Raw genomic sequence first — 18,675 nt, 5'->3', positions numbered from 1 at the left:
ACCTCCAGACAGACAGGGCCGAAGCGGCGGGCGGCACTTCACATTACCGCCCGTCCGCACCGGTACGGATCATGAGGTCAGGCGAGGTGGAAGACCTCGGTGAGCGGCTTCATGGCCTCGTCGGGCCGGCTGCCGTCCAGCGACTCGAACAGCGGCGCCATCTCGGCCTGCCAGCGGGCGTTGACCTCGGTGGCCTCCATCCCCGCCTTCGCGGCCTCGAAGTCCTCGGTCTCCAGGTAGCCGACGAGCAGGCCGTCGTCGCGCAGGAAGAGCGAGTAGTTGTGCCAGCCGGTGGCCGTCAGCGCCTCGCGCATCTCGGGCCACACGGCGGCATGACGCTCGCGGTACTCGGCGACCCTGTCCTCGCGGACCTTGAGGAGGAAACAGACGCGTTGCATGAAAGGCCGCTTTCGGGTGGAGGTGACGGGGGTTCGACGGGCCCCGGACGGACCGGGGGTTCGACGGGCCCCGGACGGACGGAGCACCGCGTCCGGGACCACGGGCCAACGGACGCTCAGAAGTGGAACTGGTCGATGTTCTCGGCGTCGAAGACCGTCGGCTTGCCGAGGTCGATCACGCCGTCCTTGCCGATGGTGTACGTGCCCATGGGGCCGGCCGTGAAGGTCTCGCCCTCCTTGCCGGTGATCTGGCCGGAAGCCAGGGCGACGGCGGTGCGCGCGGCCAGTTCGCCCAGCTTGGCCGGGTCCCACAGCTCGAAGGACTCGACGGTGCCGTCCTTGACGTAGCGGCGCATGTCGTCGGGGGTGCCCAGACCGGTGAGCTTGACCTTGCCCTTGTACCGGGAGCCGGACAGGTACTGGGCGGCGGCCTTGATGCCCACGGTGGTCGGGGAGATGATCCCCTTCAGGTCCGGGTACTGCTGGAGCAGGCCCTGGGTCTGCTGGAAGGACGTCTGGGCGTCGTCGTTGCCGTAGGCGATCTTGACCAGCTCGATGTTCTTGTACTTGGGGTCCTTCAGCTCCTCCTTCATGTAGCCGATCCAGGTGTTCTGGTTGGTGGCGGTCTGCGCGGCGGACAGGATCGCGATCTTGCCCTTGTAGCCGATCTGCTCGGCGAGCAGCTGCACCTCGGTGCGGCCGAGGTCCTCGGCGGAGGCCTGGGAGACGAAGACGTTGCGGCAGTCGGGCTTGGTGTCGGAGTCGTAGGTGACGACCTTGATGCCGTTCTTCATGGCCTGCTTCAGCGCGGTGCACAGCGCGCCGGGGTCCTGGGCGGAGACGGCCATGGCGTCGGCCTGCTGCTGGGTGAGGGTGTTGACGTAGGAGACCTGGCCGGAGGTGTCGGTGGCGCTGGAGGGGCCGACCTCCTTGTACGTCTCCCCCAGTTCCCGCAGGGCCTTCTTGCCGCCGTTGTCGGCGGTGGTGAAGTAGGGGTTGTTGACCTGCTTGGGCAGAAAGCCGACGGTCAGGCCCTTCTTCAGGGCGGCGTCCGGGTCGGCCTTGCCGGCGGTGGCTGCGGCACCGCCCTCGTTCTGGACGTCCTTCTTGGTGGTGCCGCCGCAGGCGGTGAGGGCCACGGCGAGCGACGTGGCGGCGGCCAGGGCCGCACAGGTGCGGCGGAGGGAGGCGTGACGCATGACGGGTTCCTTGACGTGTGTGTAAGCGCGGGCGGGGGTCACGAGGTCGTGGTGGGTGTCCCGGCGCCGGGGCGGGCGGCGGCCGCCTTGCGGCCGGCCCGGGCGAGGGAGATCTGACGTGCGACGCGGGGGCCGAGCACGGAGACGACGAGCAGGACGCCGGTGACGACGATCTGGGACTGGGCGGAGACGTTGAGCAGGCTCATCACGTTCTGCAGCGTGCCGAGCAGGAACACCCCGGCGATCGCGCCGCCGAGAGTGCCCTTGCCGCCGTCGAAGTCGATGCCGCCGAGCAGGACGGCGGCGACGACCGACAGTTCCAGGCCGGTGGCGTTGTCGTAGCGGGCGCTGGCGTAGTGCAGGGCCCAGAAGACGCCGGTGAGGGCGGACATCAGGCCGGTGGCGGTGAACAGGATCAGCTTGCCGCGCTTGACGCGGATGCCGGCGAACCGCGCCGCCTCCTCGCTGGCGCCGATCGCGAACAGCGACCGTCCGAACGGGGTGGCGTGCAGGGTGACGACGGCGAGGGCCAGCAGGACGAGGAAGGGCAGGAAGGCCTGCGGCAGGAAGGTGTCGCCGACGCGTCCGGCCGCGAAGTCCAGGTACTGCGAGGGGAAGTCGGTGACCGCGTCGGAGCCGAGCACGATCTGCGCGATGCCCCGGTAGGCGGCCAGGGTGCCGATCGTGACAGCGAGCGAGGGCAGCCCGAGGCGGGTCACCAGCAGGCCGTTGACCAGGCCGCACACCGCGCCGAGCACCAGGCACAGCGGGATGATCGTCTCGATGGCCATGCCGTGGTTCCACAGGGAGCCCATCACCGCGCCCGACAGGCCGGCGGTGGAGGCGACCGACAGGTCGATCTCGCCGGAGACGACGAGCAGGGTCATCGGCAGGGCGATGAGCGCGATCGGCAGGGTGTTGCCGATGAGGAACGACAGGTTCAGGGCGTTGCCGAAGCCGTCGACGAAGCCGAAGGAGAACAGCAGCACCACGATCAGCAGGGCGCCGACGACGGTGTCCCACCGGACGGCGCGCGTCAGAGACTCAGGCATGGCGGGCGTTCCTCTTCTTCAGGGCCGCGGCGACCCGCAGGGCGACGACCCGGTCGGCCGCGATGGCGAGCAGGAGCAGGATGCCGTTGATGGCGAGCACCCACACGGAGCTGACGCCGAGGGCGGGCAGCACGCTGTTGATCGAGGTCAGCAGCAGGGCGCCCAGGGCCGCGCCGTAGACGCTGCCGGAGCCGCCGGTGAAGACCACACCGCCGACGACGACGGCGCTGACGACGGTGAGTTCGTAGCCGTTGCCGGTGCCGGAGTCGACGTTGCCGAACCGGGCGAGGTACATCGCCCCGGCGAGTCCGGCGAGCGCGCCGCAGACGGTGTAGGCGGCCAGGATCCGTTTGCGGACCGGGATGCCGGCCAGGCGTGCGGCCTCCGGGTTGGAGCCGAGCGCGTACAGCTCGCGGCCGCCGGAGTAGTTCTTCAGGTAGTACGCCGTCGCCACCAGCACGACCAGGGCGATCAACGCCAGGTACGGCACCGCGCCGAAGCCGCCGGAGCCGAAGTCCACGAAGGAGCCGGGCAGGTCGGCCGCGGTGATCTGGCGGGAGCCCACCCAGAGGGAGTCGATGCCGCGGACGATGTACAGCGTGCCGAGGGTGACGACCAGCGCGGGCACCTGGCCGAGGCTGACGAGGAGCCCGTTGAGCAGGCCGAAGGCGACACCGAGGAGGACGGCCAGCAGGACGGCCACCACCGGGCTGCCGCCGCCGTGCAGAAAGTCGCCGGCCGCGAAGGCGGTGATGCCGAGGACGGAGCCGACCGACAGGTCGACGTTGCGGGTGATGACGACGAGCGACTGGCCGGTGGCGACCAGCACCAGGATGGTGGCGTTCAGCAGCAGGTCCTTGATGCCCTGCTCGGAGAGGAACGCGCTGTTGCCGGCCTGGGTGACGGCGATCATCACCACGAAGACGACGAGAATGGCGAGTTCGCGCATCGTGGCGATGCGGTCCAGCAGGCGGGTGCCGCCGCCGGTGGGCGGCGCGGCGGCGGATGCGGGCTCGGGAGCGGTCACGGTCACGCGGCCCTCCCCGTGGCTGCGGCCATCACGGTTTCCTCGGTGGCGTCGGAGCGGGGGATCTCGGCGGTGAGCCGGCCCTCGTGCATGACGAGCACGCGGTCGGCCATCCCGAGGATCTCGGGCAGATCGGAGGAGATCATCAGGACGGCGACGCCGTCGGCGGCCAGCCGGCTCAGCAGCCGGTGCACCTCGGCCTTGGTGCCGACGTCGATGCCGCGGGTGGGTTCGTCGACGATGAGCACCTTCGGCTGGGTGGCCAGCCATTTGGCGAGGACGACCTTCTGCTGGTTGCCGCCGGACAGGGTGGAGACGGCGTCCGCGATCCGGGCGTACTTGACCTGGAGTTTCACCGCCCAGTCCAGCGAGCGCCGGCGTTCGGCGCCGCGGCTGACCAATCCGGCCCGCACGGTGGTGCGCAGGCCGGTCAGGCCGATGTTGCGCTCGATGGACATGTCCATCACCAGGCCCTGGGCGCGGCGGTCCTCGGGGACCAGGGCCAGCCCGGCGGCCATCGCGGTGGAGGGGGCGCCGTTGGTGAGCCTGCGGCCGTCGACCTCGACCTCGCCGGCGTCCCAGCGGTCGATGCCGAACACGGCCCGGGCGACCTCGGTGCGTCCGGCGCCGACCAGCCCGGCCAGTCCCACTATCTCTCCGCGCCGCACCTCGAAGGAGACGTCGGTGAAGACGCCCTCGCGGGTCAGCCGGCGCACACTGAGCGCGACCTCGCCCGGGGTGACGTCCTGCTTGGGGTAGAGCTCGTCGAGGTCGCGGCCGACCATGCGGCGCACCAGGTCGTCCTCGGTCATGCCCGCCAGGGGCTCGCTGGCGACCCAGGAGCCGTCCCTGAGGGTCGTCACCCGCTGGCAGATGGCGAAGATCTCCTCCAGGCGGTGGGAGATGAACAGCACGGCGGCGCCCTGCTCGCGCAGGGTGCGCACGACGGTGAACAGCCGGGCGACCTCGCTGCCGGTCAGGGCGGCGGTGGGTTCGTCCATGACCAGGACGCGGGCGTCGAAGGAGAGGGCCTTGGCGATCTCCACGATCTGCTGGTCGGCGATGGACAGGCCGCGTGCGGGCCGGTCGGGGTCGAGGTCGACGCCGAGGCGGCGCATCAGGTCCTGGGTGGCCTCGCGGGTGGCCTTGTGGTCGATGCGGCCGAGGGCGCGCCGGGGCCGGCGGCCCATGAAGATGTTCTCGGCGATCGACAGGTCGGGGAAGAGTGTCGGCTCCTGGTAGATGACGGCGATGCCCGCGTCCCGGGCGTCCTTGGGGCCGTGGAAGACGACCGGCTCGCCGTCGAGCAGCACCTGGCCGGCGTCCGGCCGGTGCACCCCGGCGAGGGTCTTGATGAGGGTCGACTTGCCCGCGCCGTTCTCTCCGGCGAGGGCGTGCACCTCCCCCGGGAACAGCTCCAGGGACACGTTCCTGAGGGCACGCACCGCGCCGAAGGACTTGGAGATGTCCTTCAGTGCCAGCACCGGGGCCGGACCCGTGTCGGACGGGTGGGTCATGGGGAGCTCCTCGACGACGCCGGCGACATCGCCGCTGTGCGTCGTGAAAGGTTTCAACTTGGTTGCCGGGACGTTAGGCATGCGGCCCAGGTCGCGTCAATGGGTGGGGCTCGAGATTTTTGCCCAGGGCCCGCACCATGGTCACCTGCTTCACAGGTCACGGAGGAGTCACGGGGAACCGGGTGCCGCAGAGGGGTTGACACCCCTGCCGCAGGCCCCTAGCTTCCGTTCCTGAATCGTTTCACAACGAGTCAGCTCCACACCGAGCCCAGCTGTCGTCGTCGGCCGCGCGGCGTCCGCCCGGAGGGCGGGTTGCGCGGCGTCGGGACAGGGCCCGGCCCGGCCAGCATTCCGACCCGACGTCACAGGAGCCCTGCAGTGACCGAGCTAGCCGCGGTGAAGGCCGCGCTGAAGACCCAGGCCGTCGAGACGCCGTCGTGGGCGTACGGGAACTCGGGGACCCGTTTCAAGGTGTTCACCCAGCCGGGTGTGCCCCGCAGCCCGCAGGAGAAGCTGGACGACGCGGCGAAGGTGCACGAGTTCACCGGCGTCGCCCCGACCGTGGCGCTGCACATCCCGTGGGACCGGGTGGACGACTACGCCGCCCTGGCCCGGTACGCCGAGGAGCGCGGGGTGAGGCTGGGCGCGATCAACTCCAACACCTTCCAGGACGACGACTACCGGCTCGGCAGCATCTGCCACCCGGACGCGGCCGTGCGCCGCAAGGCGGTCGACCATCTCTTCGAGTGCGTCGACATCATGGACGCCACCGGTTCGCGGGATCTGAAACTGTGGTTCGCCGACGGCACCAACTACCCCGGCCAGGACGACCTCCGGGCCCGGCAGGACCGTCTCGCCGAGGGCCTGGCGACGGTGTACGAGCGGCTCGGCGAGGGGCAGCGGATGCTGCTGGAGTACAAGCTGTTCGAGCCGGCCTTCTACGCCACGGACGTCCCCGACTGGGGCACCGCCTACGCGCACTGCCTCAAGCTCGGGCCCAAGGCGCAGGTCGTGGTGGACACGGGACACCATGCGCCGGGCACCAACATCGAGTTCATCGTGGCGACGCTGCTGCGCGAGAGGCGGCTCGGCGGCTTCGACTTCAACTCGCGTTTCTACGCCGACGACGACCTGATGGTCGGGGCCGCCGACCCGTTCCAGCTGTTCCGCATCATGTTCGAGGTGGTGCGCGGCGGCGGGTTCACCCCCGAGGTCGCCTTCATGCTCGACCAGTGCCACAACATCGAGCCCAAGATCCCGGCGATCATCCGCTCGGTGATGAACGTTCAGGAGGCCACGGCCAAGGCGCTGCTGGTGGACCGTGAGGCGCTGGCCGCCGCGCAGGCCGCGGGCGACGTGCTCGGGGCGAACGCGGTGCTGATGGACGCCTACCACACGGACGTCAGGCCGCTGCTGCGGGAGGTGCGCGAGGAGATGGGGCTCGACCCCGACCCGCTGGCGGCCTACGCCCGCTCCGGCTGGGCGGAGAAGATCGTCGCCGAGCGGGTCGGCGGACAGCAGGCCGGGTGGGGCGCCTGAGCACCGCCCCGACCCACCCACGCACCCACGACACCTGAAGGACTTCCCATGGCACTGCACCCTCAGGCCGAGGCCCTCCTGGCCCGATCCCACCGGCTCGGCTCCGATCCCCGCAACACCAACTACGCCGGCGGCAACGCCTCCGCGAAGGGCACCGCCACCGACCCCGTCACCGGCGGCGCCGTGGAACTGATGTGGGTCAAGGGCTCCGGCGGGGACCTCGGCACCCTCACCGAGGCCGGTCTCGCCGTGCTCCGGCTGGACCGGCTGCGGGCGCTGACCGAGGTCTACCCCGGTGTCGAACGCGAAGACGAGATGGTCGCCGCGTTCGACTACTGCCTGCACGGCAAGGGCGGCGCGGCGCCCTCCATCGACACCGCCATGCACGGGCTGGTGGACGCCCCGCACGTCGACCACCTCCACCCCGACTCCGGGATCGCGCTGGCCTGCGCCGCCGACGGGGAGAAGCTGACCGCCGAGTGCTTCGGCGAGTCGGTGGTGTGGGTGCCCTGGCGGCGGCCCGGCTTCCAGCTGGGCCTGGACATCGCCGCGATCAGGAAGGCGCATCCGCAGGCCATCGGCTGCGTCCTCGGCGGGCACGGCATCACCGCGTGGGGCGAGACCTCCGAGGAGTGCGAGCGCAACTCGCTGCACATCATCCGCACCGCCGAGACGTTCCTCGCCGAGCGCGGCAAGGCCGAGCCGTTCGGGCCGGTGATCGAGGGCTACGAGCCGCTGCCCGACGCCGAGCGCCGGGCGCGGGCTGCTCAACTGGCGCCCTACGTGCGGGCCGTGGCCTCGCAGGACCGTGCGCAGGTCGGGCACTTCACCGACACCGACGTCGTTCTGGACTTCCTCTCCCGCGCCGAGCATCCGCGGCTCGCCGCGCTCGGCACTTCCTGCCCCGACCACTTCCTGCGCACCAAGGTCCGCCCGCTGGTGCTCGACCTGCCGCCGACCGCGCCGCTGGAGCAGGCCGTGGCCCGGCTGAAGGAGCTGCACGCCGCCTACCGCGCGGAGTACGCCGCCTACTACGAGCGGCACGCCACCGCCGGCTCCCCCGCGATGCGCGGCGCCGACCCGGCCGTCGTCCTGATCCCCGGCGTCGGCATGTTCTCCTTCGGCAAGGACAAGCAGACCGCGCGGGTGGCCGGCGAGTTCTACGTCAACGCCATCAACGTGATGCGCGGCGCCGAGGCCGTCTCGACGTACGCCCCGATCGACGAGGCGGAGAAGTTCCGCATCGAGTACTGGGAGCTGGAGGAGGCCAAGCTGCGGCGGATGCCGGAGCCCAAGCCGCTGGCCACACGGATCGCCCTGGTCACCGGGGCGGGCAGCGGCATCGGCAGGGCCATCGCGCACCGGCTGGCCGCCGAGGGCGCGTGTGTCGTGGTCGCCGACGTGAACGCCGGCAGCGCCGCGGCCGTCGCCGAGGAGCTGGGCGGGCCCGACACGGCGGTCGCCGTGACGGTGGACGTCACCGACGAGGCGCAGATCGCCGCCGCGTTCCAGGAGGCGGTGCTCGCCTTCGGCGGGGTGGACCTGGTGGTGAACAACGCCGGGATCTCCATCTCCAAGCCGCTGCTTCAGACCACCGCCGAGGACTGGGACCGGCAGCACACCATCATGGCCCGCGGCTCCTTCCTCGTCTCGCGCGAGGCGGCCCGGGTGATGACCGCGCAGGGCATGGGCGGCGACATCGTCTACATCGCCTCCAAGAACGCCGTCTTCGCCGGCCCGAACAACATCGCCTACTCCGCGGCCAAGGCCGACCAGGCGCACCAGGTGCGGCTGCTCGCCGCCGAGCTGGGCGAGCACGGCATCCGCGTCAACGGGATCAACCCGGACGGCGTGGTGCGCGGCTCCGGCATCTTCGCGGGCGGCTGGGGCGCCCAGCGGGCGGCGGTGTACGGGGTGCCGGAGGAAAAGCTGGGCGAGTTCTACGCACAGCGCACCCTGCTCAAGCGCGAGGTGCTGCCCGAGCACGTGGCGAACGCCGTCTTCGCGCTGACCGGCGGGGATCTGAGCCACACCACCGGCCTGATCGTCCCGGTCGACGCCGGCGTCGCGGCCGCCTTCCTGCGGTGAGCGGGCGCGTGCGGACCTACGCGGCGGTCGACCTCGGCGCGTCCAGCGGGCGCGTCATGACCGGCCGCGTGGGTCCCGGCCTGCTGGAGCTGAGCGAGGCCCACCGTTTCCCGAACCGGCCGGTGCGCATCCCCGAGGGGCTGCGCTGGGACGTCCTCGCGCTGTACGCGGGCGTGCTGGACGGGCTGCGGGCGGCAGGGGCGGTGGACTCCGTGGGCATCGACAGCTGGGCCGTGGACTACGGACTGCTGGACGCCGACGGGGCGCTGCTGGGCAACCCGGTGCACTACCGCGACACCCGCACCGAGGGCGTCGCGGAGCAGGTGTGGGCCACGCTGCCGCCGGACGAGCTGTACGCGGCGACCGGGCTGCAGTACGCCCCGTTCAACACCCTGTACCAGCTCGCCGCGGCCCGGCGGACCGCGCAGTTCGCGCAGGCGCGGCGCCTGCTGCTGATCCCGGACCTGCTGGCGTACTGGCTGACCGGCGAGCAGGGCACGGAGCTGACCAACGCCTCCACCACCCAGCTCGTCGACCCCCGCACCCGCACCTGGTCCTCCGGGGTCGCCGCCCGGCTCGGCATCGACCTGGGCCTGTTCGCACCGCTGCGCCGCCCGGGCGACCCCGCGGGCGTGCTGCTCCCGGAGGTCCTGGAGCAGACCGGGCTGCGCGGTCCGGTGCCGGTGACGACGGTGGCCTCGCACGACACGGCGTCCGCGGTGGCCGCGGTGCCCGCCGTGGCGGAGCACTTCGCGTACATCTGCACAGGCACCTGGTCGCTGGCCGGGCTGGAGCTGGACGCGCCCGTGCTCACCGAGGACAGCCGGGCCGCGAACTTCACCAACGAGCTGGGCATCGACGGCACGGTGCGCTATCTGCGCAACATCATGGGCCTGTGGCTGCTGCAGGAGTGCCTGCGGGAGTGGGGCGAGCCCGACCTCGGGGCACTGCTGCGGCAGGCGGCCGAGGTGCCGGCGCTGCGGTCGGTGGTGGACGCCCAGGACGGGGCGTTCCTCGCGCCGGGACGGATGCCGCAGCGGATCGCGGACGCCTGCCGGGCGACGGGACAGCCCGTGCCGGACACCCCCGCCGAAGTCACGCGCTGCATCCTGGACTCCCTCGCCCTGGCCCACCGCAGGGCCCTCGCCGAGGCGCAGCGGCTCGCGGACCGTCCGGTGGACGTGGTGCACATCGTGGGCGGCGGCGCCCGCAACGCGCTGCTGTGCCAGCTGACCGCCGACGCCTGCGGGCTGCCGGTGGTGGCGGGCCCGGCGGAGGCGGCGGCCCTGGGCAACGTGCTGGTGCAGGCGTGGGCTCATCACCTGGTCGGCGACCGTACGGGCATGCGGCGTCTGCTCGCCGGCACCCAGCCGCTCAAGCGGTACGCGCCGCGGGGTGACGCCGCCGTGTGGCGGACGGCCGAGGACCGGCTCGGCGCCCGGCAGGGGTGAGCGGGTGCGCCCGCCACGCCGTGCCGCGCAATCTGCCGGTGCCTGCCGTGCCTGGCTAGGCTTCCCGTATTCGACGAGTGAGAACAAGGAGCCGCGATGCGTGTCGCTCTCTTCCTGACGTGCGTCAACGACACGCTCTACCCGGACACCGGGCGCGCCGTGGTGAAGCTGCTGACCAGGCTGGGTGTGGAGGTGGACTTCCCGCAGGCTCAGACGTGTTGCGGGCAGGCGCACTACAACACCGGGTACCGGCACGACGCCGAGCCGCTGGCCCGGCGGTTCGCCGAGGTGTTCCGGGACTACGAGGCGATCGTGACGCCGTCCGGGTCGTGCGGGGCGATGGTGCGGGAGCTGTATCCCCGCATGGGTGAACGGGCACGGTCCGAGGGCCGGGGCGACACCCTGACGCGGACGCTGGCCCCGGTGGTGCCGAAGACGTACGAGCTGACGGAGTTCCTGACCGATGTGCTGGGGGTGACGGACGTCGGCGCGTACTACCCGCACCGGGTCACCTATCACCCCACCTGCCACGGGCTGCGCTCGCTGGGCCTCGGCAACCGGCCGCTGCGGCTGCTTCAGGCGGTGAGGGGGCTGGAGTTGGTCCGGCTGCCGGGTGCGGACGAATGCTGCGGGTTCGGCGGCACCTTCTCGGTGAAGAACCCGGACGTCTCGACGGCCATGGGGGTGGACAAGGTGCGCAACGCGGCGTCGACCGGCGCCGAGGTGCTGTGCGCGGCCGACAACTCCTGTCTGATGCACATCGGCGGCACGATGACCCGGCTGGGCACCGGCATGCGGCCGGTGCACATCGCCGAGATCCTGGCGAGCACCGAGGAGGACCCGGCCGTATGAGCACCACCTATCTCGGCATGCCCGCACTGCCGGCGCCCGGCGACCGGGCGTTCCCGTCGTTCCCGCAGGCGGCGCACGCCGCGGTGCGCGACACGACGCTGCGCGGCAACCTGCGGCACGCCACCCACACCATCCGCGCCAAGCGGGCCAAGGCGGTCGCCGAGGTGTCCGACTGGGCGCAGCTGCGCGAGGCGGGCCGGCGGATCAAGGATCACACGCTGCGCCATCTGGACCGCTATCTGGTGCAGGTGGAGGAGGCGGTGACCGCGGCCGGCGGCACCGTGCACTGGGCGGCCAACGCCGCTGAGGCCAACCGGATCGTGGCCGACCTGGTGAAGGCGACCGGTGAGCGGGAGGTCGTCAAGGTCAAGTCGATGGCCACGCAGGAGATCGGGCTGAACGAGGCGCTTCAGGCCGAGGGCATCCGGGCGTACGAGACCGATCTGGCCGAGCTGATCGTGCAGTTGGGCAAGGACCGGCCCTCGCACATCCTGGTTCCGGCGATCCACCGCAACCGCGGCGAGATCCGTGACATCTTCCGCTCCGAGATGAGTGCCTGGGGCCGCCCGGCCCCCGAGGGGCTGACCGACACACCCGCCGAACTCGCCGAGGCGGCCCGGCTGCATCTGCGGGAGAAGTTCCTGCGGGCGAAGGTCGGCATCTCGGGTGCCAACTTCGTGGTCGCCGAGACCGGCACGCTGGTGGTCGTGGAGTCCGAGGGCAACGGACGCATGTGCCTGACTCTGCCGGAGACCCTGATCTCGGTGGTCGGCATCGAGAAGATCGTGCCGACCTGGCGGGACCTGGAGGTGTTCCTGCAGACCCTGCCCCGTTCCTCCACCGCCGAGCGGATGAACCCGTACACCTCGATGTGGACGGGCACCACCGACGGCGACGGCCCGAGCACCTTCCACCTGGTGCTCCTGGACAACGGCCGCACCGACACCCTCGCCGACCAGGTGGGCCGGCAGGCGCTGCGCTGCATCCGCTGCTCGGCCTGCCTGAACGTGTGCCCGGTGTACGAGCGGGCCGGCGGGCACGCCTACGGCTCGGTGTACCCCGGCCCGATCGGCGCGATCCTCAGCCCGCAACTGCGGGGCACGGCCACGGACATCGACGCCTCGCTGCCGTACGCGTCGTCGCTGTGCGGCGCGTGCTACGAGGTGTGCCCGGTCGCCATCGACATCCCCGAGGTGCTGGTGCATCTGCGGGAGCGGGTCGCCGAGGGCGGAACGGCGACGCGCGGCGGCAACAAGGTGGTGCTCCGGCCCGCGAAGGGTCATGCCGCCGAGCGGGCCGCGATGCGGGCGGCACGCTGGGCGTTCACCCATCCCGGTGCGCTGGCCGCCGGGCAGCGGCTGGCCTCGCGCACCCGGCGGTTCCATCCCCGTGCCCTGCCGGGTCCCGGCCGGGCCTGGAGCGCGGGCCGGGATCTGCCCGCGGTGCCCGCGGAGCCGTTCCGTGACTGGTGGCAGCGCACCCGCGGCGGAAAGGACGAGGCGAAGTGAGCAGCAGGGAGCGGATCCTGGGCCGGGTGCGGCGCGCGCTGGCGGACGTGCCCCCGGACGACACCCCGTACGAGGAGGCCGTGCCCCGCCCCTATCTGCGGCGGCACGGGGACCGCGACGTCGCCGGGACGGCGGACCTGCTGGCGGCCAACCTGGCGGACTACCGGGCCGTCGTGCACCGCAGCGACACCGCCGGGCTGCCCGGGCTGATCGCCCATCTGCTGGCGCAGCGGGGGTCGGCGAGCGTGCTCGTCCCGCCCGGGCTGGACCCGGCGTGGCTGGCGGACACGGACACGGACATCACACGGGTCGCGGACCGGGCGGAGAGCACCCCGGGCGAACTCGACCGGGTCGACAGCGTGGTCACCGGCTGCGCGGTGGCGATCGCCGAGACCGGCACGATCGTCCTGGACGGCTCCCCCGACCAGGGACGCCGCCGCATCACCCTGATCCCCGACCACCACATCTGCGTGGTGCGTGTCCCGGGCCAGGTGGTGTCCTCCGTCCCGGAGGCCCTGGAACGCCTCACCCCGTCCCGCCCGCTGACCTGGATCTCCGGCCCGTCCGCGACCAGCGACATCGAACTGGACCGGGTGGAGGGCGTCCACGGCCCGCGCACCCTGGAGGTCGTGCTGGCCGAGGACGGCGACGGCTGACCTTCGGATGCCGGTCCCGCACACGTCCCGTGCGGGACCGGCACACGTGTGAGCGGGACGCCGTCGCCGCACGAGCGCGGACAGGTACAGCCGTGCCTCACGGACCCGGCCGCGCAGGGCGATCTGACGGCGCAGCAGCGGGGCTCCGGGCGAGTTCGGTGTCTTGCCGGCCATGGTGATCCAGCGGGCGCCGTCCCGGCGGGTGGTGCCGTCGGTGCTCATCGGACCGGTCTCGAAGGTGGCCGGCGGGGCGTCGGGCAGCCGACGCCCGCGCTCGTCCCAGACGCGGACGGTCCAGTGGTAGCGGGTGCTGGGGGCGAGCGCCCGGCCGGCGTGGCGTATCGCCACCGAGTCCGCCGATTCGACGCGGCCGCTGTCCCACACGTCGGCGCGGCCCGCGCGCAGCCGGTCGGCGGAGGTGGCGACGAGGAGACGGCAGGCGCTCTGGCGGCGGCCCCGGACCGATGAGGCCATGCGCCAGCCGTACCGCGGGCGGTCCGCGTCCACGCCCAGGGGGTCGGTGCGGTGCTCGACGGTCAGTGCCTCCACCACGGTGTCCCGGCCGGCGGTGCGGCCGGATCCGGCCGGGCCGCCGCGGCCCGGCCGCCCGTCGCCACCCCGTCCGCCAGGGCCACCACCGGCATCGCGCCGAGCGCGGTGGCCAGCACCGTCCTGCGCCGCAATGCTCCGTCCGCCGTGCCGCCGACTCCGTTGTTCATGCCGTTTCCCTTCGGCCGCTGGAGTTGTATCGATTCAGACGAAGCGGCCGATGAAGCCAGTGACAGGGGAGTCGATCGTCCATGCTTTCGACACAGCGGAGATCGAAACCGTTCAAAAACGGTTCAGTGTGCGGCGCTCCGGCGCGAGGGTGTCGTCCCCGGTCCCTGTGCGGGCGCGGAACGCGGCGTACCCCCGCCCGGAGCGCGCGTTGTCTGCGACGTGCTCCGCTCCTCACTCCTCACTCACGGGGTTTGGCGTACTCGTTGGCCATGGTCCCGGCGAAGTCGTACACGACGACCTGTTCGTCGCCCACGACCCAGGCGTCGTGTCCGGGCGAGCAGACGAAGACGTCGCCGGGGCCGATCTCCGCCTCCGCGCCGTCCTCCATGGCGAGACGCATCCGCCCCCGGACGACGAACCCGGTGTGGTGGACCTGGCAGTTCGGGGTGCCGGCGATCGGCGCGACCGACTCCGACCAGCGCCAGCCCGGTTCGAACGTGCCGATCGCGAAGTCCAGCCCGCTCAGGTGCACCGCTTCGAGGTGGCCGCGGGGGAAGTCGCGCCGCTCGTCCGGCTTGTCGACCGTCTTGACTTCCAGCATGACGGTGTTCTCCTTCCGGCCGTGATGGCTGCGGCCGGGACCGGGTCTCCGTCTGCGTGCGGGTGGCACGCGAAGCGGCGGGGGCCTGGCCCCGCGCCTTCATGGTCTCCCCCGGCGCCCGCCCCGGCCATTCGGCGGTGGCGCCGGCCGGGCGGGCCGGTGCCACCGCGGACGCAATGGCCGCGTGGCATGCTTCACGATGCGAGGACGCCGAGGCGGCGGGCCTCTCGATCACCTCGCCGAGCAGCCCGAGCCACTGGTCGACGTCCGAGCCCTGCAGGCCCTCGACGAGCCCGAGCCCCTGGCCGCCGGCGACGTACACCTGTGGCACCGCACTCGCGGGCGACCACGAGGTCCTCGGCGATCTGCCGGGGTGATCCGCCGAGGAAGGGCCGGCCTTCCCCGATCGGTTCACGGGTGACCGGGGTCGGCCAGGGCACCTGGCCGACCACCGCGAGATCCCGGGGGTCGCGCCCCGCCTTACGGGCGGCGTCGTGGAACGTGGTCACCACGTCGCGCAGTGCCCGCGGCGAGCCGGCGATCGGGATCACGCCGTCCGCGATCCGGCCGGCGCGCTTGACGGCGGCCGGTCCGCTCGCGGCCAGCAGCACCGGAAGGCGCGCCCGCACCGGCTCGGGGTTCACCTGCGACCGTGCGATCCGGTAGAACTCGCCTTCGTGCCGGACCGGGTCCGGGCCCCATGCGGCCCGCGTCGCCGTGATGAACTCCTCGGTGCGGGTTCCCCTGCGGCTCCTCGGCACGTTCGCCGTCTCGAACTCCTGGGGCTGCCAGCCCTGCCCCCGGCCGGCGGATTCACCGTCTTCCTTCTGGTGGTGTGCGCCGCGACCGGCCGCAAGCTGCTGCGCCGCCGAAAACCTGTGGTACAGGCGACTCCGGTCGGACGGGCGGCGGTGAGCGGCGTCGGCGGGTGGTTCACCGGCCGCCTCCCGCCCGGTGACCGTCCGTGCGGTGGCGGCTGCCGGGCAGGAATTCCTGCACCTTGGCCTTGAAGCCCTGGCGGACCATGGCGGCCCGGTCGCTGTCGCCCTTGAGGACGGATGTGGCGGCGGCCTCGATCTGGCCGAGGGTGGCGTGCGGCGGGATCGGCGGCACCGCCGGGTCGGTGACGAAGTCCAGCACACAGGGTGTGTCGCTGCTCAGGGCCGTCTCCCAGGCGCCGCGCACGTCCTTCGGGTCGTCGATCCGGAGGCCGTTCAGACCGAGGGAACGGGCGAAGCCGGCGTACGCCACGTCGGGGATGGACTGGGAGGGCAGGAACTGCGGGGCACCGGTCATGGCGCGCATCTCCCAGGTGACCTGGTTGAGGTCCCGGTTGTTCAGGACGGCCACGACCATCCGCGGGTCCTGCCACTCCTGCCAGTACTTGTGGACGGTGATCAGCTCGGCCAGGCCGTTCATCTGCATCGCGCCGTCGCCGACCAGTGCGATCACCGGCCGGCCGGGGTCGGCGAACTTGGCGCCGATGACGTACGGGACACCGGGTCCCATGGTGGCGAGGGTGCCGGACAGCGAGCCCCTCATGGCGCCGCGGAGTTTCAGGTGGCGGGCGTACCAGTTGGCCGCGGAGCCGGAGTCGGCGGCGATGACGACGTTCTCGGGCAGCAGGTCGTTCAGTGCGTGCACCACGTGCTCGGGGTTGACCGGGTCGGCGTCGACGGCGGCGCGCCGTTCCATGACCTCCCACCAGCGCGCGACGCCCTGCTCGATCTTCTGCCGCCAGCCGCGGTCCGTGACCGGTGTCAGCAGCGGCAGCAGCCGCTCCAGGGTCTTACGGGCGTCGCCGACGAGGTTCACCTCGAACGGGTACCGCAGGCCGACCATGTGCGGGTCGATGTCGATCTGCACCGCCCGTGCCGTGCCGAACTCCGGCAGGAACTGCGTGTACGGGAAGGAGGAGCCGACGACGAGAAGGGTGTCGCAGCCGGTCATCAGCTCGTAGGAGGGCCGGGTGCCGAGCAGGCCGATGGCGCCCGTGACGTAGGGCAGGTCGTCGTCGAGCGCGTCCTTGCCGAGCAGCGCCTTGGCCACACCCGCGCCGAGCCGTTCGGCGACCTCCATGACCTCCGCGCGAGCCCCGCGGGCGCCCTGCCCGACGAGGATCGCGACCCTCTCCCCGGCGTTGAGCACCTCGGCGGCGCGGGCGAGGTCCTCGTCGGCGGGCACCGGCGCGTACTGGGGCATGCCCAGGCTGGAGGGGACCATCTTGAAGGCGTGCCCGGGCGGCGTGTAGTCGAGTTCCTGCACGTCGGCGGGGATGATCACGGCGCACACCGTGCGGCGGGCCAGGGCGGTGCGCAGTGCGCGGTCCAGCACATTGGGCAGCTGTTCGGGGACGGTGACCATCTCGACGAAGTCGGAGGCGACGTCCTTGTACAGGCTCAGCAGGTCGACCTCCTGCTGGTAGGAGCCGCCCATGGCGCTGCGGTCGGTCTGTCCGACGATCGCGACGACGGGCACATGGTCGAGCTTGGCGTCGTACAGCCCGTTGAGCAGGTGGATGGCGCCGGGTCCGGAGGTCGCGGTGCACACGCCCACCCGGCCGGAGAACTTGGCGTAGCCGACCGCCTCGAAGGCGGCCATCTCCTCGTGCCGCGCCTGGACGAACCGGGGGTCGTCGCCGGCCCTGCCCCAGGCGGCGAGCAACCCGTTGATGCCGTCGCCGGGGTAGCCGAAGACATGCTCCACCCCCCAGGTGCGCAGCCGTTCGAGGACATGGTCGGAAACCTTCGTGGACATGGTCGTGCACCTTCCGGGGCCGGTGGGTCGGCGGGGTCGGCCGGGTCGGCGGGCGGGTGGGACGCCGGCCGCCCGGTTGCTCACCGGGGCAAGTTCCCGTCGGGGCCGGGGGCAAGCACCGCGGCCGGCCGCACGGTGCGGCGGCAGGTGACGCGCCCGGCTCGTCACGGTTGGTGCCGTGCGGGGCCATCTGCTCCGTTTGCCGTGCGCTCGGCTGGGGACTCAGCCGACCATGAGGACGACCATGAGGACCACACCGAGCCGCCCCCTCGTGCGGCAGAACCGCATCGTGTGGCTGCTGGACCGTCTGGAGCGCGAACCGCGGGCCGACGCGGTGATCGACGCGATCCGCAAGGGGATCCGGCGCCTGCCGCTGGGCGACGGGCGGGACCTTCTGCACGGCAGGTGGCTGGGACACCCGGTGCATCCGCTGATGGTGCAGGTGCCGGTCGGCAGCTGGCTGTCGGCGGCGGTGCTGGACCTGTACCCGGGGCGTTCCCGTGAGGCGGGTGTGCTGGTCGGTGTCGGCCTGGCCGCCGCCGCTCCGGCCGCGCTCACGGGCTGGGTCGACTGGGCGGACCTGCACCGGGAGCAGCAGCGTGTCGGCCTGGTGCACGCCCTGGCCAACTCGGCCGCCGTCGGCCTGTACGCCGCATCGCTCACCCGCCGTGTCCGGGGACGGCGTGCGGCGGGCCGCGCCTATGGTTTCCTGGGCCTGACGGCGGTCGCGGCCGGCGGGCTGCTGGGCGGTCATCTGGCCTACCGCCAGGCGTCCGGGGCCAACCACGCCGAGGAGGTCCCGCACGTCGTCACCGAGGGCTGGCACCGGGTCGGACCCGTGGCGGACTTCCCGGTCGGCCAGCCCGTGCGGCGCAGCGTGAACGACCTCCCGGTCCTGGTCGTCCGGGAATCCGGTGGGGCCGTGCACGCCCTGGCCGAGCGGTGCAGCCACCTCGCCGGCCCCCTCGCCGAAGGCACGGTGAGCGACGGATGTGTGCGGTGCCCCTGGCACGGCAGTGTCTTCCGGCTCTCCGACGGGTGGAACGTCCGCGGCCCGGCCACCGCGCCCCAGCCGGCCTTCGACACCCGGGTCACCGACGACGGCCAGGTCGAGATACGTCTGCGCCGGCCGCACCGGAACGGGCAGGCTGAGCACGGCCGGCACGCGCGGTCCGCGGCGAAGTACGGCCACGGCGGTCCGTAGCGGGGGTCCGGCCACGGCGGTCCGTAGCGGGGGTCCGGCCACGGCGGTCCGTAGCGGAAAGCGGCGAAGTCCGGCCACGGCGGTCCGTAGCGGAAAGCGGCGAAGT

The 18,675-nt window shown here is 72.4% G+C and carries 16 protein-coding genes and 1 pseudogene; 7 read left to right on the top strand and 10 right to left on the bottom strand.

The window, feature by feature from the left end; translation table 11 throughout:
- Positions 1-77: 77 nt before the first annotated feature.
- From IE286_RS23515 to IE286_RS23495, 5 genes are all read right to left on the bottom strand, one after another.
- Positions 78-398, bottom strand: coding sequence for an L-rhamnose mutarotase (locus IE286_RS23515; RefSeq protein WP_189798776.1), 321 nt, complete (start codon positions 396-398; stop codon positions 78-80).
- 116 nt (positions 399-514) lie between these two features.
- Positions 515-1,597 carry a rhamnose ABC transporter substrate-binding protein gene (rhaS, locus tag IE286_RS23510; RefSeq protein WP_189798775.1) on the bottom strand — a complete coding sequence of 361 codons (1,083 nt, stop codon included), beginning with the start codon at positions 1,595-1,597 and terminating at the stop codon, positions 515-517.
- A 38-nt stretch (positions 1,598-1,635) separates the two neighbouring features.
- Positions 1,636-2,649 (bottom strand): ABC transporter permease, encoded by a 1,014-nt coding sequence (locus IE286_RS23505; RefSeq protein ID WP_189798774.1) that lies wholly within the window; start codon positions 2,647-2,649, stop codon positions 1,636-1,638.
- On the bottom strand, positions 2,642-3,682 hold the full coding sequence (locus IE286_RS23500) for an ABC transporter permease (RefSeq protein WP_189798773.1): 1,041 nt from the start codon (positions 3,680-3,682) through the stop codon (positions 2,642-2,644). Before IE286_RS23500 ends, IE286_RS23505 begins: the two co-directional genes overlap by 8 nt.
- Positions 3,679-5,193, bottom strand: coding sequence for a sugar ABC transporter ATP-binding protein (locus IE286_RS23495; protein ID WP_189798772.1), 1,515 nt, complete (start codon positions 5,191-5,193; stop codon positions 3,679-3,681). Before IE286_RS23495 ends, IE286_RS23500 begins: the two co-directional genes overlap by 4 nt.
- A 378-nt stretch (positions 5,194-5,571) precedes the next feature.
- Here IE286_RS23495 and rhaI point away from each other — a divergent pair, with 378 nt between their 5' ends.
- The 6 genes from rhaI (at position 5,572) to IE286_RS23465 (ending at position 13,287) form a co-directional block, all read left to right on the top strand.
- On the top strand, positions 5,572-6,732 hold the full coding sequence (rhaI, locus tag IE286_RS23490) for an L-rhamnose isomerase (RefSeq protein WP_189798771.1): 1,161 nt from the start codon (positions 5,572-5,574) through the stop codon (positions 6,730-6,732).
- 48 nt (positions 6,733-6,780) lie between these two features.
- Complete coding sequence (locus tag IE286_RS23485) at positions 6,781-8,820, top strand: bifunctional aldolase/short-chain dehydrogenase (RefSeq protein WP_189798770.1); 2,040 nt, start codon at positions 6,781-6,783, stop codon at positions 8,818-8,820.
- Positions 8,821-8,828: 8 nt separating this feature from the next.
- The gene (locus IE286_RS23480; protein ID WP_372462535.1) at positions 8,829-10,271 is read left to right on the top strand and encodes a rhamnulokinase; all 1,443 of its coding nucleotides are present in this window, start codon (positions 8,829-8,831) and stop codon (positions 10,269-10,271) included.
- Positions 10,272-10,367: 96 nt separating this feature from the next.
- Positions 10,368-11,123, top strand: coding sequence for a (Fe-S)-binding protein (locus IE286_RS23475; RefSeq protein ID WP_189798769.1), 756 nt, complete (start codon positions 10,368-10,370; stop codon positions 11,121-11,123).
- A complete protein-coding gene (locus IE286_RS23470) occupies positions 11,120-12,631 on the top strand; it encodes a LutB/LldF family L-lactate oxidation iron-sulfur protein (RefSeq protein ID WP_189798768.1) in 1,512 nt (503 codons plus the stop codon). Before IE286_RS23475 ends, IE286_RS23470 begins: the two co-directional genes overlap by 4 nt.
- A complete protein-coding gene (locus IE286_RS23465; protein ID WP_189798767.1) occupies positions 12,628-13,287 on the top strand; it encodes a LutC/YkgG family protein in 660 nt (219 codons plus the stop codon). Before IE286_RS23470 ends, IE286_RS23465 begins: the two co-directional genes overlap by 4 nt.
- A gap of 279 nt (positions 13,288-13,566) precedes the next feature.
- Here the strand turns inward: IE286_RS23465 and IE286_RS28005 are convergent.
- From IE286_RS28005 to IE286_RS23445, 5 genes and pseudogenes are all read right to left on the bottom strand, one after another.
- Positions 13,567-13,794, bottom strand: a pseudogene (locus IE286_RS28005) (glycoside hydrolase family 78 protein); the annotation flags it as partial.
- Positions 13,795-13,823: 29 nt separating this feature from the next.
- Entirely contained in the window at positions 13,824-14,006 is a 183-nt protein-coding gene (locus IE286_RS27800; RefSeq protein ID WP_189798766.1) for a hypothetical protein, read from the bottom strand.
- 239 nt (positions 14,007-14,245) lie between these two features.
- Complete coding sequence (locus tag IE286_RS23455) at positions 14,246-14,608, bottom strand: cupin domain-containing protein (protein ID WP_189798765.1); 363 nt, start codon at positions 14,606-14,608, stop codon at positions 14,246-14,248.
- Between the two features lie 194 nt (positions 14,609-14,802).
- The gene (locus IE286_RS27970; RefSeq protein ID WP_372462539.1) at positions 14,803-15,495 is read right to left on the bottom strand and encodes an LLM class flavin-dependent oxidoreductase; all 693 of its coding nucleotides are present in this window, start codon (positions 15,493-15,495) and stop codon (positions 14,803-14,805) included.
- A gap of 46 nt (positions 15,496-15,541) precedes the next feature.
- Positions 15,542-17,365: a thiamine pyrophosphate-requiring protein gene (locus IE286_RS23445; protein WP_189798763.1), complete on the bottom strand. Its 1,824-nt coding sequence runs from the start codon at positions 17,363-17,365 to the stop codon at positions 15,542-15,544.
- 244 nt (positions 17,366-17,609) lie between these two features.
- On the opposite strand from IE286_RS23445, the gene IE286_RS23440 reads away from it, so the two are divergent.
- Positions 17,610-18,569 (top strand): Rieske (2Fe-2S) protein, encoded by a 960-nt coding sequence (locus IE286_RS23440; protein WP_189798762.1) that lies wholly within the window; start codon positions 17,610-17,612, stop codon positions 18,567-18,569.
- Positions 18,570-18,675: the final 106 nt, after the last annotated feature.

It is taken from the genome of Streptomyces thermodiastaticus (assembly GCF_014656135.1).
Taxonomy (GTDB): domain Bacteria; phylum Actinomycetota; class Actinomycetes; order Streptomycetales; family Streptomycetaceae; genus Streptomyces; species Streptomyces thermodiastaticus.
This window is presented reverse-complemented; position numbering and strand designations above follow the sequence as displayed.